Raw genomic sequence first — 22,624 nt, 5'->3', positions numbered from 1 at the left:
ATGAAGTTCAATGCCGAACGGACACAAGGGAGGATGCGGTGAAGCGCTTTCGTACAGCCCTCGCTCGCCCCGGACGACTGGCGGCCCTCGCGGCCGCCACCGTCATGATGCTCGGAGTGGCGGCCCAGGCCCCAGCCACCGCCGACGGGACCATCCCCGGTGTCGACGAGGTCGTCACGAGCGCCAACGTCGAGCACCTGGTCAACATACCCAAGCAGTCGCTGGCCGGATTCAACACGGACCTGGCCTTCCAGGGCAGATACGCCTTCGCGGGCAACTACGACGGCTTTGTGATCTATGACATCAGCCGCCCCACCAGCCCCAAGGTGGTCAGCCAGGTCCTCTGCCCCGGATCGCAGAACGACATCTCGGTCTCCGGGAACCTGCTGGTCCTGTCGACCGACTCCTCGCGCTCGGACAACTCCTGCGCGAGCACGAGCCAGCCGGCCAGTGAGAAGACCTCGTGGGAGGGCGTCAAGGTCTTCGACATCAGCGACAAGGCCAACCCGCGCTACGTCGCCGCCGTGGAGACCAGCTGCGGTTCCCACACGCACACCCTCGTGCCCGAAAAGCGTGACCTTTTCGTCTATGTCTCCTCCTACTCGCCCAACGCCGCCTTCCCGGACTGCCAGCCTCCGCACGACGGCATCTCCGTGGTGAAGATTCCGCGCCACCACCCGGAGCAGGCCGCCGTGACGGCCTTCCCGGTCCTCTTCCCGGACGGCGGCAACCCGGGCATCCCGCCCACCGACACCCAGGCCCGGGTCAGTGAGACCACCGGCTGCCACGACATCACCGTGTTCCCGAAGCTGCGGCTCGCCGCCGGGGCCTGCATGGGCGACGGCATCCTGATGGACATCTCCGACCCCGAGCGGCCCAAGGTCATCGACCGCGTCCAGGACAACGTCAACTTCTCGTTCTGGCACTCGGCGACCTTCAACGAGCGCGGCACCAAGGTCGTCTTCACCGACGAACTCGGCGGTGGCGGCGGCGCCGAGTGCAACACCGCGATCGGTCCGCAGCGCGGTGCCGACGGCATCTACGACATCACCCGCAAGCACGGCAAGCTCAAGCTCGTCTTCCGCAACTACTACAAGATCCCGCGCCACCAGGCCGACACCGAGAACTGCGTCGCCCACAACGGATCGCTCATCCCCGTCAAGGGCCGCGACATCATGGTGCAGGCCTGGTACCAGGGCGGCGTCTCCGTCTGGGACTTCACCGACTCCGCGCGCCCCAAGGAGATCGGCTACTTCGAGCGCGGTCCCATCTCGACCGACACCCTGACGCTCGGCGGCTCCTGGAGCGCCTACTACTACAACGGCTACATCTACTCGAACGACATCGCCAAGGGCTTCGACGTCCTCAAGATCTCCGACCGGCGCACCGACAGCGCCCGGGGCATCCGGCTCGCCGAGCTCAACGTCCAGACCCAGCCCGACTATCGCTGATCGGCATCTGGCAGCGGCGTTCCGCCGGGCGGTAACTCGCCCGGCGGAACGCCGAGCTCCCAGGCCAGGCCGTACCGCTGGAACAACTCCGCCCGCAACCGCGGCAGCGGCATCGCCGCGCCCGGGATCAACTGCGCGAACACCCCGCCCATGAGCAGGGCCCGGAGCATCCGGTAGTCCTGCTCGGCGTCCGTGGAACCCCAGGCACGTATCGCGCCCAGCAGCAGCTCGGCCAGCCGCTGCCGTTCCTCGCACTCGCTGAACCCCTCGGCCTGGAGGATGCCGGCCATGTGCGCCCGCATCACGACCGGATGGCGCACGGGCAGCGCCAGGACGGCGTCGATCGCCCGGGCCAGCGTCTCGCGGCCGTCCGCGGGACGCGGCTCCCGTTCCAGGGCCGCCGCCAGCTCTCCGTGCATCAGCCGGTGGGCCGCGGACTGCAGCAGCAGCCGCTTGCCCGGGAAGTAGTACGAGACCAGACCGCGCGCCGTCCCGGCCCGGTCGGCGATGTCCCCGAGGGTCGTGGCCTCGAACCCGCGTTCCTCGACGAGTTCGACCGTCGCCTGCAGCAGACGCTCCCGTGAACGCCGGCGCATCGCTTCATTGACCGACGGTCGCCGAGGGGACATGCTTTACTCCTGCGTTGACTGGCTCGGAGCCAATATACTCAGAGCCGGCCCGTGTGAGTGGCATGTTCATGCGGGTAACGGGGTGAGGTGCATGTACCCGGCGGCGCGGGGGACCGCCGGGTACCGCACTTCCGCGCCGGGCCGGCGATGTGCCGCCGCGCCCGTTCACACGGTCAGATCCAGTACCGGCAGCAGCCCCGAAGGCCGCCGTTCCACCGGCAGATGGTCCACCAGGTGCACCGCGCAGCCCAGCGCCGCCGCCCCGCCGTCCGCGCGCCGGTCGTCGCCGACCATCGCCACCCGCTCCGGCGGCAGTCCCAGCCCCTCGCAGGCGATCCGGAACAACCGCGGATCCGGCTTCTGGACCGCGTGCTCGAAGCTCAGGACGAAGACGTCCACCAGCGGTTCCAGACCATGCGCGCGGAACACCGGCCGCAGATCCCACCCGATGTTGCTCACCACCGCCACCGGCACCCCCCGGCGCCGCAACTCCTCGAGCACCTCCGGCGCGTCCGGATAGGGCGACCAGGCCGCGGGCTCCATGTGCCGCTCGTACAGCGCCTCGTGGACCCCCTCCCACGGCAGCTCCACCTCCCGCGCCAGCGCGGTGAACGCCGCGCGGTGATGCTCCGCCGACAGGTCCCGCTCCCGCCACATCCGCTCCAGATGCCCCGGCACCCGCTCCGGCGCGGCGCCGCCGGGCAGCCCGCCGGCGCGCTCCAGCCGTTCCGCGTACGCCGCCAGTTCCTCTGAGCCGAGGGCGATCCCCCTCCGCTCCAGCACGGTGCGCAGCCAGTTCCGGGCCGGCTCCACCCGCATCAGGGTCCCGGAGAAGTCGAACATGCATCCTTTGACGGTCATGACCGCCATCCTCCCCGCCGCGGCTGCCGGGTAACGGCGGCAGCGGCACCGGGGCCGAGCTCGTCGCGACTACCGCAGGGCGTCGAACCACGGCTTGCCGGCCGCCCAGTGACCCACCCAGTCCGCGAACCCGGCGGCGGTGGTGGTGTGACCGGACTCCGCGCCGAACGGGCAGGCGCCCTCGCCGCATATGTTCCAGACGCGCCCGCGCTGCGGCCCGGTGACGACGAGGTACCAGTACATGCCGCAGCCGTCCGTGCCGAGCACGATCGAGCCGTGGTCGAAGACCGGGCCGAGGAGCGGGGCGAGCTCCTCCTCCGGCCGCTCGTCGTCCTCCCACATCCAGGCCGAGGTCAGCGGGAAGGGGCGGCTGAGATCGCGCTCGGGCCGCTGGTCCCCCCAGTCGCCCGGCAGCTCCTCCAGGCCCACGAGCCCGAACTCGGGCGGCCCTTGGAACGAGCCGTCGGTGATCTCGGCGACGAACGTCCGGTAGGGCTCGGGGAGTACGACGCCGTGCCGCGCCTCGAACGCGCGCACGGTCTCCCAGCCGAGCGCCGACTCGCCGTCGTCGTCGACGTCGAAGGCCGCGCGGAGCGCGGCGAGGTCCTCGGGAGAGGCGTGTTCGGTGTCCATGGGGACCATGGATACCAGCCGGTGCCGACAGCGGGGAGCGGGCCCGATAGGGTGCCGCGATGTCCTCGGTCCTCGCGCAGCTTCCGGCCCTGGTCGGTGTGGTCGTCGGCGCCGCCGGCTCCTACGCGGCGGTCGCCCTCGGCGACCGGACCCGGTTCCGGCGCGAGCAGCGCGTGCGGTGGGAGGAACGCCGGCTGACCGCCTACGCCCAGTACGCGGGCGCGCACAAGGCCGTGGTGTCCGTGCTGTTCAGGGCTGCCGCCGGCCTGGGCAACGACCCCCACCCCCACCCGCTGGCCGCCGACGAGGCCGCGCGGCGACTCGGCGAGGCCTCGGAGACCCGCGACCTGGCGTGGGAGGCGTTGCTGATGCTGGGCGCGCCCGAGGTACTGGAGGCAGCGCACGGCTGGGCGGGGTCGGCCGCCGTGATGGAGCGGTTCGTGCGGGCGGGGACCCGCGACCCCCGAGGGTGGGCGGCCCTGCTCGAGCGGCAGCGCACCGCGCGTGCGGACTTCTATCTGGCCGTGCGGCAGGACGTCGTTCCGCTGCCCGGTCCGCCGGGGCGCATCCCGGTCTTCGCAGCGGAGCCGGAGGAGTCCCCCTGACCGTCAGGAAGGCGTCCGTTCCGGTTCCCTGCGGCCGTCGCCGCGCCAGGGCTCGCACCACCCCGCCGTCCCCGTCAGGACGGCGACGGCGAGCAGCCAGCCGCCCAGGATGTCGGAGGGCCAGTGGACGCCCAGGTAGACACGGGTGAAGCCGACTCCCACGACGGAGACGAAGGCGACGGCGACGGCGAGCACCCGCCACGGTGAGTGGGCCGGCAGACGGAGCAGCAGCAGCCACAGCAGGGCACCGCAGGCGAGCGCGGCGGTCGTCGCGTGACCGGAGGGGAAGGCCGCGTAGGCGGCGCTGTCCACGGGGTCCGGCCAGCGCGGGCGCTCCCGGCCGACGAGGGCCTTGACGGCGTACTGGACGACCCAGCCGACGGTGCCGACCAGCACGAGCCACAGGGCCTGGCGGTTCTCCCGGCGTACGAGCAGCCACACCACGGCCGCCAGGAGCAGCAGGCGCATCGTCAGCGGGTCCCACACCCAGTCGGTGAGGACGCGGTTGAGTTGGGTCCAGCCCGAGTGCCGTACGGCCCATACGTGCAGGTCGACGGTGATGCGGCGGTCGGCGGCGAGCAGTGGTCCCCAGCGCGCGGCGACGAGCCCGAGCAGCAGCAGGAAGGCGGCGGAGGCCGCCGCGCACTGGCTCAGGCACGCGGTGCGCAGCGCGCGGCCGGGATCCCGGACGTCGGACGGTACGGGAGGGGCGTGCATGGTCCGAGGCTACGTGAGCGCACCGATTCCCGGGCCGAAGGCCACGAGCAGCGGGACGACCGGGATCATCAACGCGAAGGCGGAGGCACGGGCGCGACCGAGGCGGGTGAGGCGGGGCGCCGGGTCCAGCAGCCGGTTGACGCGGACCGGGACCTGCGCGTCCGGCGTCTGGCAGGGACCGAACACGCCGCGGTCCTCGTTGAGTTCGACGAGGGCCAGGGCGGTGGTCAGACGTCCGAAGCGGCGTGAGGCGATGTCGTCGGCGGCCAGTTCGATCAGCCGGTGCACCTGGTCGCGGAAGCCGGCGAAGACGGGCACCTGGGGGAAGCCCGACGCCAGGGCGCCGGCGCAGTGCAGGAGGACGTCGTGGCGGGCCCGCGCGTGCCCCTGCTCGTGGGCCAGGACGGAGTCGAGCTGACGTCCCTTCAGGCGGCGCAGCGCGCCCGTGGTGATGACCAGTTGCGGCCGCGGCCCGGTCAGCCACCAGGCGTCGGGGCGCTCGCTCTCCAGGACGACCAGCCGCTCGTCGGAGGCGGCGGCCTCGCCGGGCAGCCGCGGCGAACGGTCCCGCAGTTCGGCGCGCCGCGCCCGCTGCCGGGAACGGGCCCCGCGGATCTCGCGGGCGAGCATGGCCGCCGTCCAGACGCCTCCGCAGGCCAGCAGGACCGCCAGATAGCCCGCCCACGGGCCGTAACCGGCCAGCTCGTACGCGTCGACGACGCCATGGGGGGCGAAGGCGAACAGCCCCTCGCGCAGCCACGCCCAGGTGGCGGAGGCGCTGAGGGCCATCGCCAGGAACAGGCAGAGCAGGACCGCGCCGACCACGCACTGCCACACCCACAGGGCCAATACCGGTTCCCGCTCCGGCCATGCGGCGCGAGTGAGCAGGCGTGGGGCCATGGCGGCCGCCACCGCACCGAGCAGGAGCAGCGCGAGCGGGACGGTCATGCCGCCACACTATGAGGGCGCCGCTCCGCACGGGTACGGTCTTCCACGGGAAAGTGACGTACGCCTCACGGCCGTCACAGGACGAGTAGCATCGCGAACATCCCGATCGCCATGGACACGCGGCACGCCGACGCCAGTTCGGGCGCGTGCGCCACCGGCACGGCGGCCCCGGCCGTCGCCGTCGCGGCGACGGGGGCCGAGACCAGGCGGACGCCCGCCGCCAGCACGTATATCGCGAAGTACGCCAGCAGCAGGCCGGTCAGCGCCGGAGAGCCGGCAGGCGTGTGACCCGCGTGGGCCGCGGCGCCGGCGGCGCCCGCCTCCGCCATGGCGACCGCCATGTAGACCATCGCCCCCGCGCCCACCGCGTGGTGCAGATGGTGGGCGCCGTGCCGGGCCAGCAGCAGCGCACGCACCGCAGCGGCGCCGAAGACCAGGCCGAACGCCGCGGCGAGCCAGTCCGGCGGATCGAGCACGGTCACCGGCAAGGCCATCACGGCCATGCCCATGCCCATCAGGGCCTCCGCGCGCGCCACCCGTCTCTCGCCGGTCCCCGCGCCGGGGCAGCCGCGCCGTATGCGGAACAGGCAGTACGCCCCCGTGGCCGCGCCCAGCACCACGAGCAGCCAGGCCACCACCGGCGGTCCGTGCATGAGCGGCCTCCTTCGGCTCCTGCGCGGAGGATGCCCGCACCCGGCGGCGCACACTCCAGCGCACGGGCGTACCGGGGGAGCGCGGCGGGGCCCTCACCGGCCTCAGCTGCGGGCGCGCTGGGTGACCGCCACGCAGACCAGGACCGCCAGCGCCGCGGGCGCGGTGAGCGAACCCAGGTCCTCGCCGAGCAGTGCGGCCGCCCACACCAGCGTGAGCAGTGGCTGGGCGAGCTGCAACTGGCTGGCCCGCGCGACCCCGATGGCGGCCATGCCCCGGTACCAGACCATGAGCCCGAGGAACTGCGAGACCACCGCGACCCAGACCAGCCCCGCCACCGCCCGGCCGCCCAGGTGCACGGGCTCGAAGGCGAGCGCCACCCCCGCCGCGGGCACCGTCAGCGGCAGCGCGCCGACCAGCGCCCATCCGATCACCTGCCACCCGGGCATGACCGAGGCCAGCCGCCCGCCCTCCACGTAGCCGGCCGCGCAGACCAGCAGGGACGCGAAGAGGAAGAGGTCGCCCGTAGTGAGGGCGCCGCCGCCCTGCCACAGGGCGAAGCCCGCCACGACCGCCCCTCCGGTGACGGCGGCGGACCAGAACAGCGGCGACGGCCTCGCCCCGACGCGTACGGCGGCCAGCGCGGCCGTGACCAGCGGCAGCGCGCCCACGACGACGGCGGCGTGCGAGGTGTCGGTCGTTCGCAGCGCCAGGGTGCTCAGCAGGGGGAAACCGAGGACGACGCCCAACGCCACGACCGCCAGCCCCGCCCAGTGCCGGCGCTCGGGCGGCGGCACCCTCGCCGCCTTCAGGCAGGCACCCGCCACGGCCGCCGCCAGCACGCCCCGGACGGTGGTGGCGGTCCAGGGGCCGAGGCCCGTGAGCGCCCAGTGCGTCGCCGGAAAGGTCAGGGAGAAGGCGGCGACGCCGAGACCGGCGAGGGCGGTGCCACGCGTGCGGCTTCCGACCGCTATCGACGGAGGGGCAGTAGCGCTATTCTGTGCTGTCATGAATGACGGTAGCAGTTCAGGGAATCTCGCGGACACCCTGCGGAACGAGCTTCACCGCTACTCCCCAGGTGAGAAGCTGCCGTCGAGCCGTGCTCTGGTCGACCGCTTCGGCGTCAGCCCCGTCACGGTCTCCCGCGCACTGGCCGCCCTCGCCGCCGAGGGGCTGGTCGTCACCCGCCCCGGCGCGGGCGCCTATCGCGCCCACCGAGGCGACGGCGCGCCGCGCGCCGTCGACACCTCCTGGCAGCAGGTCGCCCTCACCGTCGAAGACCAGCACGGCGAACCCGCGCCCAGGGTCGTCGACGCCTCCGGCGTGATCGCCAGCCTCGCCGTCCCCCCGCCCGGGGTCATCGCCTTCAACGGCGGCTATCTGCACCCCTCGCTCCAGCCCGAACAGGCGCTCGGGGCCGCACTCGCCCGTGCCGCCCGCCGCCCCGGCGCCTGGGAACGGCCACCGCTGGAGGGGCTGACGCCGCTGCGCGCCTGGTTCGCCCGCGAGGCGGGCGGCCCGGGCGCCGCCATCGGCACCGCCAACGTCCTGGTCACCGCGGGCGGCCAGGCCGCGCTCACCACCGCCCTGCGCGCGCTGGCCCCGCCCGGGTCGCCGGTGCTGGTCGAGTCGCCCACCTACCCCGGCGCCATGGCCGTCGCCCGCGCCGCCGGCCTGCGGCCCGTGCCCGTCCCCATGGACGACGACGGCGTACGCCCGGACCTGCTCGCCGAGGCATTCGCCGCCACCGGCGCCCGCGTCTTCCTCTGCCAGCCGCTCCTCCAGAACCCGACCGGCACCATCCTCGCCCCCGACCGCCGCCGGCGGATCACCGAGATCGCGCACGCCGCCGGCGCCTTCCTCGTCGAGGACGACTTCGCCCGGCGCCTCGGCCACGGGGCCGAACTGCCGCCGCCGCTGGTCGCCGACGACCCCTACGGCACCGTCGTCCACGTCACCTCGCTGACCAAGCCCACCTCGCCCAGTCTGCGCGTCGGCGCCCTGATCGCCCGGGGCCCGGTCATGGAGCGGCTGCGCGCCATCCAGATCGTCGACAGCTTCTTCGTGCCCCGCCCCCTCCAGGAGGCCACGCTCGAACTCGTCGGCGCCCCGGCCTGGCCCCGCCATCTGCGCGCGGTCTCCGCCGGTCTCCGTGAGCGCCGCGCCGCGATGCTCGCCGCCCTCCACCACGCACTGCCCGGTCTCGCCGCCGGCGTCCGTGCCCCCTCTGGGGGCTACCAGCTGTGGCTCCGGCTCCCCGACGGCACGGACGAGTCCGCCCTCACCGCCGCCTCGCTGCGCGCCGGCACCGCCGTCGCCCCGGGCCGGCCCTACTTCGCCGCCGAGGCCCCGGCCCCGTACGTCCGCCTCAGCTTCGCCGACACCAGCGGCACCGAGGAGATCGTCGAGGGCGTCCGGCGGTTCGCGGCGGCCTGTGCCGAGACCGGTGTCACGGGCGGTCCCCACGACGCCGGGTGACCACGGCCGCGGCGAGCGCCGTGACCGCGGGGGCCTACGGGCGGTAGCGGAGCGGATGGTCCGCGGGGACCTCCACCACGCAGATCGCCACGCCGTCGGGGTCCTCGATCCACATCTCGACCAGCCCCCACGGCTCCCGGACGGGCTCCCGCACGATGCGGACCCCGCGCCCGGCGAACCGCGCGTGGCACTCGGTGACGTCCTCCACCTGCAGCCACAACCGGAGCCCTGGTGCGGGCGGGCCGTCGGCCTGCCCCGACACCTCCAGGAAGCCGCCGCCGAGGAAGAAGACCGTGCCGCGCTCCTCCCAGGGCCCGAACTCGCGGTAGACCGCGAGCCCCAGGTCGTCGCGGTAGAAGGCGCGGGACCGCTCGAGATCGGTCGGCCGGAGCAGGATCCTGCTGCTCAGTACGTTCGTCACGGCCCAGAAGCTACCCACGCGGGGCCGGGAAAACCGGCTGACACGGCGTCCCCGGCTGCGCGAGGCTGCCCACCATGGACCACGGCCCCGCGTCGATCGCCCCGATGTTCCGGATCTGCTCGCGCTGCGGCGCGGAGGCCGGGTACCTCGCCGGTGAGATCGCCGTCGACGGCGTCCTGCACTGGAGCGTCGGCGGTGCCTGCGCGGCCTGCGGCAACGCCGACGAGGGCGGTGGGCGCGACGCGGCCCCGGAGCACGTGCGCGCCGCGCTGATCGCCGCCCACGGCGAGGTGGTCCTGCGCGCCGAGCCGCTGCCCGGGAACGCCGGGGCGCGCGCCCTGATGTCCGTACGCAAGTTGTTCGGCGTGCCGCTCGCGGAGGCCCGCGGGCGGCTGCGCGCGCTCGCGGAGGACGGGGAGCGGGGGACGGCAGTCGAGGCCGCGCTGCTCGCCGCCCGCCTGGGGGAAGGCGGGTTCGCCGTCACCCTGGAGACCTGTGGACCGCCCGCGCGGGAGGAGCGCCGTGTGCCCGGCGTGCCGGGACGCCGGTGGCCCGCCAACCCGGCCGCGCAGGGACAGCGGGTCCTCGTCGCCGCTCCCGTCCGGGCCGGACGCGGCCGGGGGCGGCGGGTGGAGCTGGTGCCAGGCAGCCTGCCCGAGGAGTTGCGCGAACCGCTGGCCGACTACCTGGCGGGAGGACGAATCCTCGTCATTTCCGGGAGCGGCGGCCCCGATCCTCTGGCCCAGGGGCCGTACGAGCTGGTCCGGTTCGGGCGGGTCACCGACGGCACATGGACCTGGGACCTGGCCTGGGAGCAGTGGGTGCGCCGGCGGGGGTGCGCGCCGCCCGGGGAGTTCGTGCGCCATGTGCGGGCCAGGGGTTTCGTGCCGCCTCCCGGCCCGACCGGCTAGCCTCGGGACGAACCGCCGCCGCCGAGAGGACGCCCCCGCCATGGAGACCGCACAGCCCGTCGCCCGCCCCGTCTTCCGTCCCGCGACCGACGAGGACGTCCCCGCCCTCGTCGCGCTGATCGAATCGGCGTACCGGGGCGAGTCCAGCCGTACCGGATGGACGACGGAGGCGGATCTGCTCGAAGGGCAGCGCACCGACCCCGCCGGTGTCGCGGCGGTCATCAAGGGCGAGCACAGCCTCATCCTCGCGGTCGAGACCGACGGCGCCGTCGTGGCCTGCTGCCAGCTGGAGAACCGCGAGGGGCACGCCTACTTCGGGATGTTCGCCGTGCGTCCGGCCCTGCAGGGCGGCGGTCTGGGGAAGCTGGTGCTCGCCGAGGCGGAGCGCCTGGCCCGAGAGGAGTGGGCCGCGGACGAGATGCACATGACGGTGATCACGCAGCGCGAGGACCTGATCGCCTGGTACGTGCGCCGGGGCTACGAGCGGACCGGCCGGACCAGCCCCTTCCCGTACGGCGACGACCGCTTCGGGCTGCCCACCCGCGAGGACCTCGCGTTCGAGCTGCTGGTGAAGAAGCTCGGCTGACGCGCCCGCCGGGAGCGGTTCACCAGTCGGTGAGGCCGCCCTCGACCGCGCGCTTGACGTCGGGCATGTCGGTGACGACCCCGTCGAGGCCGAGGGCCCGCGCGAGTGCGAGGTCGGCGGGGGTGTTGACGGTCCAGGCGATCACCGAGATCCCCGCGCGGTGGCATTCCTGCACGAGCGCCAGGCTGATCCGCCGCAGGCTCAGGCTGACCAGCTCGGCGCCGACCGCCTGGGCGCGGGTGACGATCTCCGAGCCCATGGGGCCCTGGGCGACCAGTACGGTGCGCACACCGGGCAGGCACTCGCGGATCTCGGCGAGCGCCTCGTCGTGGAAGGACAGCACGTCGACGCGCTCGACCAGATCGCGCTCGCGCATCACCTCGGCCAGCACCCGGGCCGCCGCCACGTCCTTGATCTCGGCCTGGATCGGCTTGGCGACCGCGTCCAGCACCTCCTCGAACACCGGGATCCGCTCGCCGCGGCCCGCGTCCAGCTCGCGCAGCTCGTCCAGGGTGAGGTCGCCGATGAGTCCGGAGCCGTCCGTGGTGCGGTCGACCTTCACGTCGTGCATGACGATCAGCGCGCCGTCCTTGCTCAGATGCAGGTCGAGCTCGAGCTGGTCCATGTCCTCGTGCTCGGCGCGGACGAAGGAGCGGATGGTGTTCTCGGGCTCGACGCCCATGACACCGCGGTGGCCGACGGTGAGAAAACTCAAGGCGGATCGCTTCCCGTGCTGATGCTGCGCGTGATCGACGGACACTTCGCAGCCTAGCGGTCCCTTGTGGCACACGGCCGAACCCGGGATGAACGGCGCGGCCGTACACAGGAAGATCCACGGTCCGGGGCTCCTCGAGCGGAAGAATCTCCTCCGGCTCCACTTGAACGGAAGAAGCTGCCGTATATACGGTGGGGCGACAAGAGGTTCTTCAGTGAAGGAGGGGTCATGACGGAAATTCTGTCGCCGGCAGCGGCGTCGATAGACAGCGCAGCCACCAGCGAGACCGGTGTGTCCGGCGGCGGCATCGTCCGTCACCCGGCGTGGGCGGTCCTGAAGCAGGCGGTGGAGGAGATCCGCCCCTGGCAGAACAAGGACGGCTCCATCGACTTCTCCGCCGAGGGCGCGCCCGAGCGTTCCGTCGCCGACGGCGCCCTGGACCGCGTGGTCCGCGCCGTCGAGGAGCTCTCCCCCCTCCTGCCGCACGACAAGGCCTACCACGAGGCCCTGGTCGTGGACCTGCGCCGCTGGGCCGAGGGCGGCTTCGCGGTCCCCGACTTCCTGGACTCGCTGCTGGCCTTCCACCCCGCCGCCGACCGCCAGGACGGCCTGGAGCACCTCGTGGTGTTCCCGATGTACACGCAGAACGGCAACCCGGACCGCAACCTGGAGGCCGTCGCGCTGCGCGTCGTCTGGCCGGAGTGGCTGTCCGAGCTGGAGCGCACCCGCTACGACAACCCCCTCTTCGTGCCGATCACCTTCGAGGACTTCACCCCCGGGTACGACACGAACTCCGCGGTGCTCTTCCCCGAGACCGTGGCCGTCCGCGAGGCGCCCGAGCGCTTCACCTGGGGCGGCATCTTCTGCGACCGCGAGGCCGCCCGCTTCCGCGCCGTGAGCCGCGCCGCCGTCGAGACCCTGGGCCTGGCGCTTCCCGAGGACGCCGAGGAACTGCTGGCGGACCAGGAGCTCAGCCAGCAGACCTTCACGCTGTGGGACATGATCCACGACCGCACCCACAGCCACGGCGACCTGCCGTTCGATCCCTTCATGATCAAGCAGCGCCAGCCGTTCTGGATGTACGGCCTGGAGGAGCTGCGCTGCGACCTCACGACCTTCAAGGAGGCCGTGAAGCTGGAGTCCGAGGGCCACGGCATGGGCCGCTACGTCCAGTACGCGATCCTGTTCGACCGCCTCTTCCGCTTCCCGGTCACCGGCGACCGCGTCCGCAACTACGACGGTCTGGGCGGCCAGCTGCTCTTCGCGTACCTGCACAAGCACGACGCCGTACGCTGGACGGACAACAAGCTCCACATCGACTGGGAGCGCGCCCCGCAGGTGACCAACCAGCTGTGCGCCGAGATCGAGAAGCTCTACCGGGACGGCATCGACCGCCCCAAGCTCGTGCACTGGTTCGCCGCCTACGGCCTCGTCGCGGGCTACCTCTCGCCGCACCCCGGTTCGGTCTGGGCCAAGGGCCCGGATGCCCTGGACCTGAGCCAGCCGCCGCGGAAGCTCGTGGACGACGTGCTGCCGGACGAGTTTCCGCTCAGCATGTTCTACGAGGCCCTGGCCAAGAAGCTCCGTGATGTGATCGCCTCGACCAAGGGCATCACGGCCCACGGCACGGGCCAGGTGGCCGCGTGACCGATCCAGGCGAGGAGGCGGCGGAGATGACGGAAGCCAACGAGGCGGCCAGGGGACCCCTGGCCGGAGCCGTGATCGCGGTGGCGGGAGCCGGTGGCCCCGCCGGACGCGCGACCCTGCAGCGGCTCGCCCGTGCCGGCGCCTGGGTCATCGCCGCGGACGCCAATCCGGAGCGGCTCGCCGAGGCCGTGGACCTGGCCCGCTTCGACGCCGGCGGCGCCGGCATCACCGGGGACATCGTCGACCTGCTGGATCTCGACGCCACCCGCGAGTGGGCGGGCCGCATCGAGAAGGAGCACGGACGGATCGACGGGATGGTCCACCTGGTCGGCGGCTGGCGCGGTTCGGCCTCCTTCCAGGAGACCGACCTGGCGGACTGGGACTTCCTGGAGAAGCTCCTCATCCGCACCGTCCAGAACACCTCGCTGGCCTTCCACGACGGGCTGCTCTCCAGCCCCTTCGGGCGCTACGTCCTGATCAGCGCCGCCGGGGCCTCCCAGCCCACCGCCGGCAACGCCGCGTACGCCGCGGCCAAGGCCGCCGCCGAGGCCTGGACGCTGGCGATGGGCGACTCCTTCCGCAAGCTCGCGGGGGAGCAGGGCCCGACCGCCGCGGCCACCGTGCTGGTGATCAAGGCGCTGGTGCACGAGCAGATGCGCAAGGAGCGCCCGAACGCCAAGTTCGCGGGCTTCACCGATGTGACCGACCTGGCCGACGCCATCGCCGATGTGTGGACCCGGCCCGCCGAGGAAGTGAACGGAACCCGCCAGTGGCTGACACCCCGCCCGTGACCGCACCGTCGACCGACGCGGTCCGGCACCACGACCCCGAGGTCCGGGGCTTCGCCAGCGACAACTACGCGGGCGTCCACCCCGAGGTGCTGGCGGCGATCGCCCTCGCCAACGGCGGCCACCAGGTCGCCTACGGCGAGGACGAGTACACCGCCCACCTGCAGGAGGTCTTCCGCGGCCACTTCGGCCCGCGGGCCGAGGCCTTCCCGGTCTTCAACGGCACCGGTGCCAACGTCGTCGCCCTGCAGGCGCTGACCGAGCGCTGGGGCGCGGTCGTCTGCGCCGCCTCCGCCCACATCAACGTGGACGAGGGCGGCGCGCCGGAGCGGATGGGCGGCCTCAAGCTGCTCGCCGTACCCACCCCGGACGGCAAGCTCACCCCCGAGCTGATCGACCGGGAGGCCTGGGGCTTCGACGACGAGCACCGTGCGCAGCCGCAGGTCGTCTCCATCACGCAGTCCACCGAACTGGGCACCTGCTACACGCCCGAGGAGATCCGCGCGATCTGCGACCACGCCCACGAGCGGGGTCTCGCCGTCCACCTCGACGGCTCGCGGATCGCCAACGCCGCCGCCACCCTCGGGGTGCCGCTGCGGGAGTTCACCACCGACGCCGGGGTGGACGTCCTCTCCTTCGGCGGCACCAAGAACGGGTTGCTGCTGGGCGAATGCGTCGTGGTGCTGAACCCCGAACGGGTGCGGGCGATGAAGCACTTGCGCAAGCTGTCCATGCAGCTCGCCTCCAAGATGCGCTTCGTCTCGGTGCAGTTCGAGGCGCTGCTCACAGGTGACCTGTGGCTGCGCAGCGCCGGTCACGCCAACGCCATGGCCAGGCGCCTGGAGTCGGCCGTCCGCGCCGTCGAGGGCGTCACCGTCGTCCGCCCCGTGCAGGCGAACGCGGTGTTCGCGCTGCTGCCGCGCGAGGTCAGCGAGCGGCTGCAGAAGCGCTACCGCTTCTATTTCTGGGACGAGTCCACCGGCGAGGTCCGCTGGATGTGCTCGTTCGACACCACCGAGGAGGACGTGGATTCCTTCGCGGCGGCGCTGGCCGAGGAAATGGCCGCGCACTCCGACTGAATCGGCGTTCGGCAAGGCTGTACAAAGCTCGAGGGGCGTACGGGATTTCCCGTACGCCCCTCGGTGTGTCGTGTCGCGCCCTGGTGAGGGCGCCGGATCACGAGTTGACGCAGGCGTTGCCGATCGCCGGGTTGAGCAGCGCGATGATGTTGACCGTGTTGCCGCACAGGTTGATCGGCACGCTGATCGGAACCTGGATGACGTTTCCGCTGGCGACACCGGGCGAGCCGACGGCGGCGGCCTTGGCCGAGGCACCGCCGTGGTCGTAGCCGCGACCGTGGTCGGTCGCGCCCGCGGCGCCGGCGGCACCCAGGACGGTTGCGCCGGCGACAGCGGTCAGGGCCGCGGCCTTCGCGATGCGCATCATTCGTTCTCCTTTGATGAAATCGCTGTGTGGACCCTGCTCAACGACCCGGGGCAGTTGCGGGTGTGGGAATCCACCCGTTCGGTCCTTGCGTCAACCGCGTAAACGCCAACGACTCGTACGGGGAGGTGAGTCCCGTCTCGTACAGCAGGCCGACCGTGCCGTCGCCGAGTTCGACGAGGTCGGAGTAGGCCGCGGGGAGCGTGCTGAGGGGTGGCTCGGGCGTCCAGGACGCGCCGCCGTCGCGGCTGACCCTGAGGGTCATCCGCTTGCGTCCGCGCGGATCGGCCGGGCCCGAGTACAACAGTGCCCCGTCATGGGTGGGCAGGACGCTGCCCTGCACCTCGGGGCCATCGAGGGCGTCCTGCGGCCGGAAGACGCCGGTGATGCCCAGCCCGCCGTCCGGGCTGTGGGCGTCGGCGCGGGTGGCCGGGGAAAGGCCGCGGTCGTCACGGCTGTTGACGTAGATCCGGCCGTCGGGGAGCTCGGCCATGGTGCTCTCGTTGAGGTTGAGCCAGTCGCCGGGGAGCGCCTGCACGAAACCGATGTGCCAGTCCTGCCCGCCGTTGTCGCTGTAGAGCGCGTGGGCACCGTGCACCGTCCCGCCGGCCAGCACCGCCGTGTGGTTGGCCGGTACCAGCAGCCGCCCGGCGTACGGCCCGTGGCGCAAGGCGATGGCGTGTCCCGGACCGGTCGCGTACCAGCGCCAGTTGGCGGGTTTGACCTGGGAGGTGATGTCGCGGGGCGGGGACCAGGTGGCGCCGCCCGAGTCGCTGTGCAGTTCGTGGACGAGCCGTTCCGGGCCGGTGTCGCGGCAGATCAGCAGCACGACGCGTCCGGTGCGGGGATCCACCACCGGGGCCGGGTTGCCGAAGGTCTCGGTGCCGGCGTCGGCGATCACTTGGAGGGCCTCCCAGGTGCAACCTCCGTCGTGGGAGCGCCGCAGCACGACGTCGATGTCGCCGTCGTCGGCCGCCGAGTCGCGGCGCCCCTCGGCGAAGGCCAGGACGGTGGCCTCGCCCACGCGCACGACCGCGGGGATGCGGAAGGTGTGGTAGCCCTCGGTCCCTGAGCGGAAGGGCACCGAGGTCGTGCAGGCGACCGGGAGGGGCGTGGCCGCCTCGGCGACGGGCGCCTGCCACCCGGTCGCGCCGGTGAGCAGCAGGGCGAAGCCGGCCAGCGCGCGTCTGCCCCGCGCGGCGGCGCATGTCATCGGGAATTCCTCCGGGGCGGCGTGATGTCGGCCATCGGCGTCACATTCTCATCGGTTCGCCCGAGTCGCGATATGACACTCCGTTTGCCGTTTCTCCGGTAGTTCAATATGAGGAATTAGCTCGAAACGGCGGGGATATGCTTGACGGTCAGCCGGGTCCCGCCTTTCCCTGTGTCAGAGGTATCGACCAATGAATATGCCCGGATCTTTCCGGGGCGCTGGTCGAAAGGCCCGCGTGGAGCGATAGTTGTGCACCTGTCGTCCATGCCCATGACAGGGGGACACCCGCCATGACCCGACCGACACCGCGTCGTACGGTGCTGGCCGCCGCCATCGCGGCAGCCGCCGCGGCGACGACCACCCCGCGGGCGTTCGCCGCGTCCGACGCGGAGGCGTGCGACCTGGCCGACGGCGGCGGCGGGGACCACTCCCACGACGGCGCCGCGGCTCCCGTGGACTACCACGCCTGGACCCGGTGGACCGACTGGCACCGCGGGGACGGCTCGGGCACCGGTGTCGTCCCCGGCCCGCGCCCCGGCGTGGCCATCCTCCGCCCGACCGGCACCCTGGAGTACACCGACCCGCACACCCGGACCACCGCGACCTGGGAGACGGCGACCTGGACCTCCCCCGAGCACACTCCGCGGCACCCGGCGACCGAGATCGTCGCCTCCTGGAACGCCCGGACGCCGCCCGGTACCTGGATCCAGATCGAGCTGTGCGCCACCTACACCGACGGCAGCCGGACCCCCTGGTACGTCATGGGCCGCTGGGCCTCCGGCGACGCCGACATCAAGCGCACCTCCGTCGACGACCAGAGCGACGGCAGGAGCAGCGTGTGGACCGACACCCTGTCCGTCGACGATCCCGCCGGCGGCCTGCGGCTCGCCTCGTACCGGCTGCGGCTCACCCTGCTGCGCACCCCCGGCTCGCGGGTCACGCCCACCGTCTGGCGGCTCGGCGCCATGGCCTCCGACATCCCCGACCGGTTCACGGTGCCGGCCTCCGTCCCCGGCGTGGGGAGGGGGATCGAACTGCCGGTGCCGCGCTACTCGCAGGAGATCCACAAGGGCCAGTACCCCCAGTACGACAACGGCGGCGAGGCATGGTGCAGCCCCACGGGCTCCCAGATGGTCATCGAGTACTGGGGCCGCAGGCCGACCACCGCCGACCTCGCCTGGGTGGACCCCTCCTACGCCGACCCCCAGGTCGACCACGCCGCCCGGTACACCTACGACAGCCAGTACGAGGGCTGCGGCAACTGGCCGTTCAACGCCGCCTACGCCGCCACCTACCGCGACATGGTCGCCGTCATCACGCGGCTCCGCGGACTGAACGAGGTCGAGTCGCTCATCCGGGCCGGCATCCCGGTGATAACGTCCCAGTCCTTCCTCGCCGCCGAGCTGGACGGCGCGGGCTACGGGACCTCAGGGCACCTGATGTGCGTCGTCGGTTTCACCGCCGACGGCGACGTCATCGCCAACGACCCGGCGAGCCCCGACGACGCCTCGGTCCGCCGCGTCTACAAGCGCTCGCAGTTCGAAACGATCTGGCTGAGGACGAAGCGCTACACCGCCGACGGGCAGCTGCGCAGCGGCACGGGCGGCGTGTGCTACCTGTACTGGCCGCTGCGGCCCTCGGGCCCGCAGTACCGGGCGCTTCAGCGGATCGGGGTGCTCTGACCCGCCCGCCGGGGCCCGGTGTCGCGGCGGTGGGAGCACCGGCTCACGGACACCCGGCTCGCCGCGCTGCCGGAGGCCGCCCGCCGGTCCGCGTCGGCGAACAACGCCCAGCCGTGGCGCTTCCTCGTCGGGCGGCGCGATGACCGGACGTCCAAGGCCGTCCAGGACGCGCTCATCGGCATCAACCGGCGATGGGCGGGCGACGCGTCGGCGCTCGTGACACGGTCGGCGCCCTCGCCTCGCCCGCATTTCTCCCGGAGGCGAAACCGCGGGCCCGAGAGGTCGCTCCGCGCGAGCGGCGCACCCTGGGAGAGACCTTCTCCGCCCGCGGATAGGGCGAGCCGCCGGCCTTGTGCTCAGCGTGACGGCTTCGGCGACAGCGGCCGCAGGAAGTCGGAGGTCTTCGGAAGCGGGCGGAGCGGGAAGCTGAGGCTGGGGACCGGGCGCAGGGACGGAAGGGAGGTCGGATAGTACCTGGGAAGGGCCGTCCGCCAGTCCTGGGCCGGCGGATAGGGGGTCGCGGCGGGGAACAGGGGCGAGCAGTCCAGGACGCCGTCGACGTAGGGGCAGCGCAGCCCCCCACCGGGCGGCGTGGTCGTCTCCTCGCTGCCACTCGCGGCGATGATCCCGACGAAGATGGCGGCCGCGGCCACTCCCAAGACGAGGGACGCCTGGCGTTTCCGCCGCGCCTCCGCGTCGGGATCCACCACCGTTGTGAAGTGCCATCCCTGGAACGACGCCTCCTTCACGTCGTCTTCCACCTCCTCGATCCAGGGATTGGCGGGATCGGGCGGCCCGGAGCGGTCCGGGTTCACATCCAGGAGCCTGAGGTGCACTCGCAGCCGGTCGAGTTCTGGCGGTCGCGACAGGGCTTCCGCGACGAGGGCGCGCAGCCCCTCGTCGGCCAGGCCGTCGCACACCAGGCGGGTGCCGCCGCCCCAGCGCGGAACCCACGAGGCCCGCCCCTGCCGGAGCAAGGTGTGGCCCACCAACGCGTAGAGCGCCTCCTCGAGATCCTCGCGAGCGCCGTCGAACTCCGCTTCCAGCCGGGTCAGTCCGTCCTCCGCCAGCAACCGCAGCACGGTGTCCAGCCCCGGGTGCCGCTCTCCGGTCGCCCGGGAGGCGGCGCGCAGCAGATCCCAGGCGCGCGTGCCCGCGACGCGGTTGGCGGAGAGCTCGATCCAGCGTTCCCACGGGATGGTGGTCATGCTGCGGGCCGGCGGGCCGCGCAGCTCCTCGATCACGCGCCCGGTGTCCCCGGGAAGCAGCCGGAGCGCTCCTCCGCCGTCGTCCTCCCCGGGCGGGACGCCGAGAGCCTCCAGCCGGCGCAGCCGCAGACCGAGAGGTGGATGCGAATCGCGTCGCCGTGCACGGGTGCGGTCGTCGGCCACGGGTATGCGCCGGACCCCCAGTTCACCGAGGAGGGCACGGAAGGCCAGGTAGGGGTTGTCCGGGTGCATGCCGGTGAGCGCGGCCGGGTCCAGCCAGTCGCGCTGGAACCTCCGCCACGCCACCGCTGTGCCGTGCGACGCCCGCAGCGCCGACGCCGTCACCTCCCACCCGGCCAGGCGTGCCGCCGTGCGGTCCGCCTCCAGCTCCTGGTGGCGCCGTACCGCGAGGGTGAGCCAGTGGAAGACCAGTGCGTACAGCCGCACGGAGCCCCGCACCACGAGGTGCGGCAGCGAGAACCACCTCGTCCCGGTGTTCCACTGCCCGAGCGTCGTGGCCAACGCCGCGTCGCATCGGTACGCCATCGCCCCGAAGCGGGTGTGCCGATGGGAGAAGTGGCCGAACTCGTGGGCCAGCAGCGCCCTCAGCTCCGCGTGCGTGAGGCCGGCCAGCAGGGGCAGGCCCAGATACAGCCGCCGCTGCCCGGACAGCAGCCCCAGCGCGGCCCCGTCCTCGGCCACGGACGCGTTGGCGTCCGAGGTCAGCAGCAGGACGTCCGGCGGGCGCGCGCCCACGCGCCAGGCGATGCCGGTGGCCAACTCCCACAGCGCGGGGGACTCTTCGCGGGACACCGGAACCGCGTCCGCGCGCAGGGGCGCCGACCGCGATATCGCGCTCAGCCCCTGGCCGATGCTCAGCAGCAGGGGCACGGCGGCCGCCATGACGACGACGCCGCGCATGGCCAGCTCGACCTCGCCCTCGCGGGCCGCCAGCAGGAAGAAGACCAGCAGTGCCACGACGCCGAGCCCGAGCCCCCCGATCAGCACGACCAGCCCCGCCAGCAGCGTGATCGCCAGCAGCGCCCGTAACGACGCCCACACCACGCTCATCGCCAACCCCCCTCGCGTCCCCCGTGTCATTCGATGATGCACGCTCTCCGACGGCGCGGACCAGTTGTCCACAGGCACACTCGCCATCGGAGTGGCCGGGTTGTCCACAGGCCCCGCGGCCGGCGTCGTGGCCGGCCGCCGACAAGCCCGGAACCCCGAGGGGCCCCGGCTTTCAGCCGATCCCCACCCGCGCGTAGCGGCCCACCACGCACAGCTCCTCGCCGATGCGCGCGGCGGCCTGACGCAGCGGGGGCAGCAGTTCGGACCGGGACTGCTCCACGGAGCGGCGGCTGGCGTGCATGGAGACGTTGACCGCGGCCACCACCCGCCCACCGCGGTCGCGGACGGGAACGGCGATGGAGCGCAGGCCCTCCTCCAGTTCCTCGCTGACCAGCGCGTGCTCCTCCGCGGCGACCCGGTCGAGGACGCCTTCCAGGCGCGGTGCGTCCGTGACGGTGTGCCGGGTCAGCCGGGTGAGGTCCGTGCGGGCAAGATGGGCCGCACGATCCCGCGGGGGCAGCCCCGCCAGCAGGACACGGCCCATGGCGGTCGCGTACGCGGGGAACCGGGTGCCGACCGTGATGTTGACGCTCATGATGCGCACGGTGGGGACACGCGCCACGTACTGGATCTGCTCGCCGGACAGGACCGCCATCGACGCGGAGTCGTGGACGGCCTCCACCAGTTCGACCAGATGGGGCTGGGCGATCTCGGGGAGCGTCAGCCGCGACAGGTGGGCGCAGCCCAGCTCCAGTACATGCGGCGTGAGGCGGAAGAGGCGTCCCTCGGAGGCCACGTAACCCAGGTGTTCCAGCGTGATGAGGGAGCGCCGGGCGGTGGCGCGGGCCAGGCCGGTGGCCTCGGCGACGGCGGTCAGCGGGAGTTCCGCGCGCCCCTCGCCGAAGGCGGTCAGCACCGCGAGGCCGCGGGCCAGGGACTCCACGAACTCCGGGCCGAGCTCCTGCTTGGAGGCCCGCGTCCACGCGGCGGGCGACCCGCCGGCGGGGGAGGGGGCGGGGGCGGCGCACGGCCGGGACAGCGCCTCCTCCATGGCCGCGACCGTCTCCCGGAGCCGGGGCAGCACGGCCTCGCGCAGGGACTCGGCGCTGTGCCTGCTGGTGTGGCTGACCACGCTCACCGCGCACACCGGCTCCCCGGCCGCGTCCCGTACGGGCACGGCGATGGCGATCAGACCCGGTTCGATCAGCTGGTCGTCCGCGGACCAGCCGTGCGCACGGGCGGCGGCGACCCGCTCCTCGAAGGAGGCGGCGGCGTCCCCGTGCCCGCGCGGCAGGGCAGGGAAGCCGGTGTCCAACGGGTCCTCCGCGCGGCGTCGGCGCCAGCGTTCCCAGCCGGCGTCGTCCCAGCGGCCGGCGAAGAGCGCGCCGGGGGCGCCGCGTTCGGCCGGCAGCTGGTCGCCGATGCGGAAGGTGAGGGACATCGCGCGGCGCCGGGTCGCCTGGTGGACGAAGCGGATCCCGTCGCCGTCCGGCACGGCGATGGACACGGACTCGTCCAAGCCGTCCGCGAGGGCGTCGGCGAGCGGTCCCAGCAGGTCGGGGTAGCGGCTCGCGGCGAGATAGGCGTTGGCGAGTTCCATCAGGCGGGGGGCGAGGACGGCGTCGCGGCCCTCGACCCGCAGGTATCCGGTGCGGACGAGCGTGCTGACGACCCGGTCCACCGTGGACCGCGCCAGGCCGGTGGCGCGCACGAGATCGCCGACCGGGCACCGGCCGTCGGACGCGGCGAGCCGGCGCAGCACGGCCAGTCCCCGCACGAGAGGGCCGACGGCCTCCTGCGGCGGGGGAGCGGCGGCGGTGGTCAGCGATGTCATCAGCACTCCAGCGTGGCGATATGTCGTCGAAACCGTACCGCCCGGGGACGTTGACAGAGCGGGCGCCAGGGGATCAGACTCAGGCACAGGCAATTGTGAACTAAAGTTCACTGGACGAACAAGAGGGTGGCG

Annotated in this window: 23 protein-coding genes; 10 read left to right on the top strand and 13 right to left on the bottom strand. The window is 73.0% G+C overall.

The window, feature by feature from the left end:
- Positions 1-107: 107 nt before the first annotated feature.
- Positions 108-1,451 (top strand): hypothetical protein, encoded by a 1,344-nt coding sequence (locus AB0F62_RS30850; protein ID WP_361806591.1) that lies wholly within the window; start codon positions 108-110, stop codon positions 1,449-1,451.
- Here the strand turns inward: AB0F62_RS30850 and AB0F62_RS30845 are convergent.
- The 3 genes from AB0F62_RS30845 to AB0F62_RS30835 form a co-directional block, all read right to left on the bottom strand.
- On the bottom strand, positions 1,442-2,080 hold the full coding sequence (locus tag AB0F62_RS30845) for a TetR/AcrR family transcriptional regulator (protein WP_361806554.1): 639 nt from the start codon (positions 2,078-2,080) through the stop codon (positions 1,442-1,444). The genes AB0F62_RS30850 and AB0F62_RS30845 overlap by 10 nt on opposite strands.
- Before the next feature lie 165 nt (positions 2,081-2,245).
- Complete coding sequence (locus tag AB0F62_RS30840) at positions 2,246-2,941, bottom strand: HAD-IA family hydrolase (RefSeq protein WP_361806551.1); 696 nt, start codon at positions 2,939-2,941, stop codon at positions 2,246-2,248.
- A gap of 69 nt (positions 2,942-3,010) precedes the next feature.
- Entirely contained in the window at positions 3,011-3,574 is a 564-nt protein-coding gene (locus AB0F62_RS30835) for an SMI1/KNR4 family protein (RefSeq protein ID WP_361806548.1), read from the bottom strand.
- Between the two features lie 59 nt (positions 3,575-3,633).
- On the opposite strand from AB0F62_RS30835, the gene AB0F62_RS30830 reads away from it, so the two are divergent.
- The gene (locus AB0F62_RS30830) at positions 3,634-4,179 is read left to right on the top strand and encodes a hypothetical protein (RefSeq protein ID WP_361806545.1); all 546 of its coding nucleotides are present in this window, start codon (positions 3,634-3,636) and stop codon (positions 4,177-4,179) included.
- Between the two features lie 3 nt (positions 4,180-4,182).
- Here AB0F62_RS30830 and AB0F62_RS30825 read toward each other — a convergent pair whose 3' ends face one another.
- The 4 genes from AB0F62_RS30825 to AB0F62_RS30810 form a co-directional block, all read right to left on the bottom strand.
- A complete protein-coding gene (locus AB0F62_RS30825) occupies positions 4,183-4,896 on the bottom strand; it encodes a phosphatase PAP2 family protein (protein ID WP_361806542.1) in 714 nt (237 codons plus the stop codon).
- Positions 4,897-4,905: 9 nt separating this feature from the next.
- Positions 4,906-5,844 (bottom strand): M56 family metallopeptidase, encoded by a 939-nt coding sequence (locus AB0F62_RS30820; protein ID WP_361806539.1) that lies wholly within the window; start codon positions 5,842-5,844, stop codon positions 4,906-4,908.
- Between the two features lie 74 nt (positions 5,845-5,918).
- On the bottom strand, positions 5,919-6,497 hold the full coding sequence (locus tag AB0F62_RS30815; protein WP_361806536.1) for a DUF5134 domain-containing protein: 579 nt from the start codon (positions 6,495-6,497) through the stop codon (positions 5,919-5,921).
- Positions 6,498-6,599: 102 nt separating this feature from the next.
- Positions 6,600-7,505, bottom strand: coding sequence for a DMT family transporter (locus AB0F62_RS30810; RefSeq protein ID WP_361806533.1), 906 nt, complete (start codon positions 7,503-7,505; stop codon positions 6,600-6,602).
- Here AB0F62_RS30810 and AB0F62_RS30805 point away from each other — a divergent pair.
- The gene (locus tag AB0F62_RS30805; RefSeq protein ID WP_361806530.1) at positions 7,504-8,973 is read left to right on the top strand and encodes a PLP-dependent aminotransferase family protein; all 1,470 of its coding nucleotides are present in this window, start codon (positions 7,504-7,506) and stop codon (positions 8,971-8,973) included. The two genes, AB0F62_RS30810 and AB0F62_RS30805, sit on opposite strands and share 2 nt — an antisense overlap.
- A gap of 34 nt (positions 8,974-9,007) precedes the next feature.
- Here AB0F62_RS30805 and AB0F62_RS30800 read toward each other — a convergent pair whose 3' ends face one another.
- Positions 9,008-9,394: a VOC family protein gene (locus AB0F62_RS30800; protein ID WP_361806527.1), complete on the bottom strand. Its 387-nt coding sequence runs from the start codon at positions 9,392-9,394 to the stop codon at positions 9,008-9,010.
- Positions 9,395-9,468: 74 nt separating this feature from the next.
- Here AB0F62_RS30800 and AB0F62_RS30795 point away from each other — a divergent pair, with 74 nt between their 5' ends.
- Together AB0F62_RS30795 and AB0F62_RS30790 are read left to right on the top strand one after the other, a co-directional pair.
- Positions 9,469-10,305: a hypothetical protein gene (locus AB0F62_RS30795; protein ID WP_361806524.1), complete on the top strand. Its 837-nt coding sequence runs from the start codon at positions 9,469-9,471 to the stop codon at positions 10,303-10,305.
- 40 nt (positions 10,306-10,345) lie between these two features.
- Positions 10,346-10,891, top strand: coding sequence for an N-acetyltransferase (locus tag AB0F62_RS30790; protein WP_361806521.1), 546 nt, complete (start codon positions 10,346-10,348; stop codon positions 10,889-10,891).
- A 19-nt stretch (positions 10,892-10,910) separates the two neighbouring features.
- Here AB0F62_RS30790 and AB0F62_RS30785 read toward each other — a convergent pair whose 3' ends face one another.
- Positions 10,911-11,606 (bottom strand): glycerophosphodiester phosphodiesterase family protein, encoded by a 696-nt coding sequence (locus AB0F62_RS30785; RefSeq protein ID WP_361806518.1) that lies wholly within the window; start codon positions 11,604-11,606, stop codon positions 10,911-10,913.
- Between the two features lie 228 nt (positions 11,607-11,834).
- On the opposite strand from AB0F62_RS30785, the gene AB0F62_RS30780 reads away from it, so the two are divergent.
- The 3 genes from AB0F62_RS30780 to AB0F62_RS30770 are packed head-to-tail and all read left to right on the top strand — an operon-like array spanning position 11,835 to position 15,120.
- Positions 11,835-13,253 (top strand): DUF6421 family protein, encoded by a 1,419-nt coding sequence (locus AB0F62_RS30780; protein WP_361806515.1) that lies wholly within the window; start codon positions 11,835-11,837, stop codon positions 13,251-13,253.
- Between the two features lie 26 nt (positions 13,254-13,279).
- A complete protein-coding gene (locus AB0F62_RS30775) occupies positions 13,280-14,044 on the top strand; it encodes an SDR family oxidoreductase (protein WP_361806588.1) in 765 nt (254 codons plus the stop codon).
- On the top strand, positions 14,023-15,120 hold the full coding sequence (locus AB0F62_RS30770) for a low specificity L-threonine aldolase (RefSeq protein WP_361806512.1): 1,098 nt from the start codon (positions 14,023-14,025) through the stop codon (positions 15,118-15,120). The genes AB0F62_RS30775 and AB0F62_RS30770 overlap by 22 nt, the downstream gene beginning before the upstream one ends.
- A 97-nt stretch (positions 15,121-15,217) precedes the next feature.
- Here the strand turns inward: AB0F62_RS30770 and AB0F62_RS30765 are convergent, their stop codons facing one another.
- On the bottom strand, positions 15,218-15,487 hold the full coding sequence (locus AB0F62_RS30765; protein ID WP_361806509.1) for a chaplin: 270 nt from the start codon (positions 15,485-15,487) through the stop codon (positions 15,218-15,220).
- A gap of 37 nt (positions 15,488-15,524) precedes the next feature.
- Positions 15,525-16,697 carry a sialidase family protein gene (locus AB0F62_RS30760; protein ID WP_361806506.1) on the bottom strand — a complete coding sequence of 391 codons (1,173 nt, stop codon included), beginning with the start codon at positions 16,695-16,697 and terminating at the stop codon, positions 15,525-15,527.
- Positions 16,698-16,987: 290 nt separating this feature from the next.
- On the opposite strand from AB0F62_RS30760, the gene AB0F62_RS30755 reads away from it, so the two are divergent.
- Both AB0F62_RS30755 and AB0F62_RS30750 read left to right on the top strand, forming a co-directional pair.
- Positions 16,988-18,379, top strand: coding sequence for a peptidase C39 family protein (locus tag AB0F62_RS30755; protein ID WP_361806503.1), 1,392 nt, complete (start codon positions 16,988-16,990; stop codon positions 18,377-18,379).
- A gap of 18 nt (positions 18,380-18,397) precedes the next feature.
- Entirely contained in the window at positions 18,398-18,850 is a 453-nt protein-coding gene (locus AB0F62_RS30750; protein ID WP_361806500.1) for a nitroreductase family protein, read from the top strand.
- Here AB0F62_RS30750 and AB0F62_RS30745 read toward each other — a convergent pair.
- Together AB0F62_RS30745 and AB0F62_RS30740 are read right to left on the bottom strand one after the other, a co-directional pair.
- A complete protein-coding gene (locus AB0F62_RS30745; protein ID WP_361806497.1) occupies positions 18,736-20,658 on the bottom strand; it encodes a M48 family metalloprotease in 1,923 nt (640 codons plus the stop codon). The two genes, AB0F62_RS30750 and AB0F62_RS30745, sit on opposite strands and share 115 nt — an antisense overlap.
- A 172-nt stretch (positions 20,659-20,830) precedes the next feature.
- A complete protein-coding gene (locus tag AB0F62_RS30740) occupies positions 20,831-22,492 on the bottom strand; it encodes an IclR family transcriptional regulator C-terminal domain-containing protein (protein ID WP_361806494.1) in 1,662 nt (553 codons plus the stop codon).
- Between the last annotated feature and the right edge of the window lie 132 nt (positions 22,493-22,624).

Origin of the sequence: Streptomyces sp. NPDC026673 (assembly GCF_040638135.1) — a bacterium.
Classification (GTDB): Bacteria; Actinomycetota; Actinomycetes; order Streptomycetales; family Streptomycetaceae; genus Actinacidiphila.
The sequence above is the reverse complement of the archived record's forward strand: the minus strand, read 5'-3'. Positions and strand labels throughout refer to the sequence as shown.

What these genes read in the sequence shown, in the direction of transcription:
- AB0F62_RS30850 (WP_361806591.1), top strand. Translation starts at nt 108, where the DNA reads ATGCTCGGAGTGGCGGCCCAGGCCCCAGCCACCGCCGACGGGACCATC.
- AB0F62_RS30845 (WP_361806554.1), bottom strand. Translation starts at nt 2,080, where the DNA reads ATGTCCCCTCGGCGACCGTCGGTCAATGAAGCGATGCGCCGGCGTTCA.
- AB0F62_RS30840 (WP_361806551.1), bottom strand. Translation starts at nt 2,941, where the DNA reads ATGACCGTCAAAGGATGCATGTTCGACTTCTCCGGGACCCTGATGCGG.
- AB0F62_RS30835 (WP_361806548.1), bottom strand. Translation starts at nt 3,574, where the DNA reads ATGGACACCGAACACGCCTCTCCCGAGGACCTCGCCGCGCTCCGCGCG.
- AB0F62_RS30830 (WP_361806545.1), top strand. Translation starts at nt 3,634, where the DNA reads ATGTCCTCGGTCCTCGCGCAGCTTCCGGCCCTGGTCGGTGTGGTCGTC.
- AB0F62_RS30825 (WP_361806542.1), bottom strand. Translation starts at nt 4,896, where the DNA reads ATGCACGCCCCTCCCGTACCGTCCGACGTCCGGGATCCCGGCCGCGCG.
- AB0F62_RS30820 (WP_361806539.1), bottom strand. Translation starts at nt 5,844, where the DNA reads ATGACCGTCCCGCTCGCGCTGCTCCTGCTCGGTGCGGTGGCGGCCGCC.
- AB0F62_RS30815 (WP_361806536.1), bottom strand. Translation starts at nt 6,497, where the DNA reads ATGCACGGACCGCCGGTGGTGGCCTGGCTGCTCGTGGTGCTGGGCGCG.
- AB0F62_RS30805 (WP_361806530.1), top strand. Translation starts at nt 7,504, where the DNA reads ATGAATGACGGTAGCAGTTCAGGGAATCTCGCGGACACCCTGCGGAAC.
- AB0F62_RS30810 (WP_361806533.1), bottom strand. Translation starts at nt 7,505, where the DNA reads ATGACAGCACAGAATAGCGCTACTGCCCCTCCGTCGATAGCGGTCGGA.
- AB0F62_RS30795 (WP_361806524.1), top strand. Translation starts at nt 9,469, where the DNA reads ATGGACCACGGCCCCGCGTCGATCGCCCCGATGTTCCGGATCTGCTCG.
- AB0F62_RS30790 (WP_361806521.1), top strand. Translation starts at nt 10,346, where the DNA reads ATGGAGACCGCACAGCCCGTCGCCCGCCCCGTCTTCCGTCCCGCGACC.
- AB0F62_RS30780 (WP_361806515.1), top strand. Translation starts at nt 11,835, where the DNA reads ATGACGGAAATTCTGTCGCCGGCAGCGGCGTCGATAGACAGCGCAGCC.
- AB0F62_RS30775 (WP_361806588.1), top strand. Translation starts at nt 13,280, where the DNA reads ATGACGGAAGCCAACGAGGCGGCCAGGGGACCCCTGGCCGGAGCCGTG.
- AB0F62_RS30765 (WP_361806509.1), bottom strand. Translation starts at nt 15,487, where the DNA reads ATGATGCGCATCGCGAAGGCCGCGGCCCTGACCGCTGTCGCCGGCGCA.
- AB0F62_RS30760 (WP_361806506.1), bottom strand. Translation starts at nt 16,697, where the DNA reads ATGACATGCGCCGCCGCGCGGGGCAGACGCGCGCTGGCCGGCTTCGCC.
- AB0F62_RS30755 (WP_361806503.1), top strand. Translation starts at nt 16,988, where the DNA reads ATGACCCGACCGACACCGCGTCGTACGGTGCTGGCCGCCGCCATCGCG.
- AB0F62_RS30745 (WP_361806497.1), bottom strand. Translation starts at nt 20,658, where the DNA reads ATGAGCGTGGTGTGGGCGTCGTTACGGGCGCTGCTGGCGATCACGCTG.
- AB0F62_RS30740 (WP_361806494.1), bottom strand. Translation starts at nt 22,492, where the DNA reads ATGACATCGCTGACCACCGCCGCCGCTCCCCCGCCGCAGGAGGCCGTC.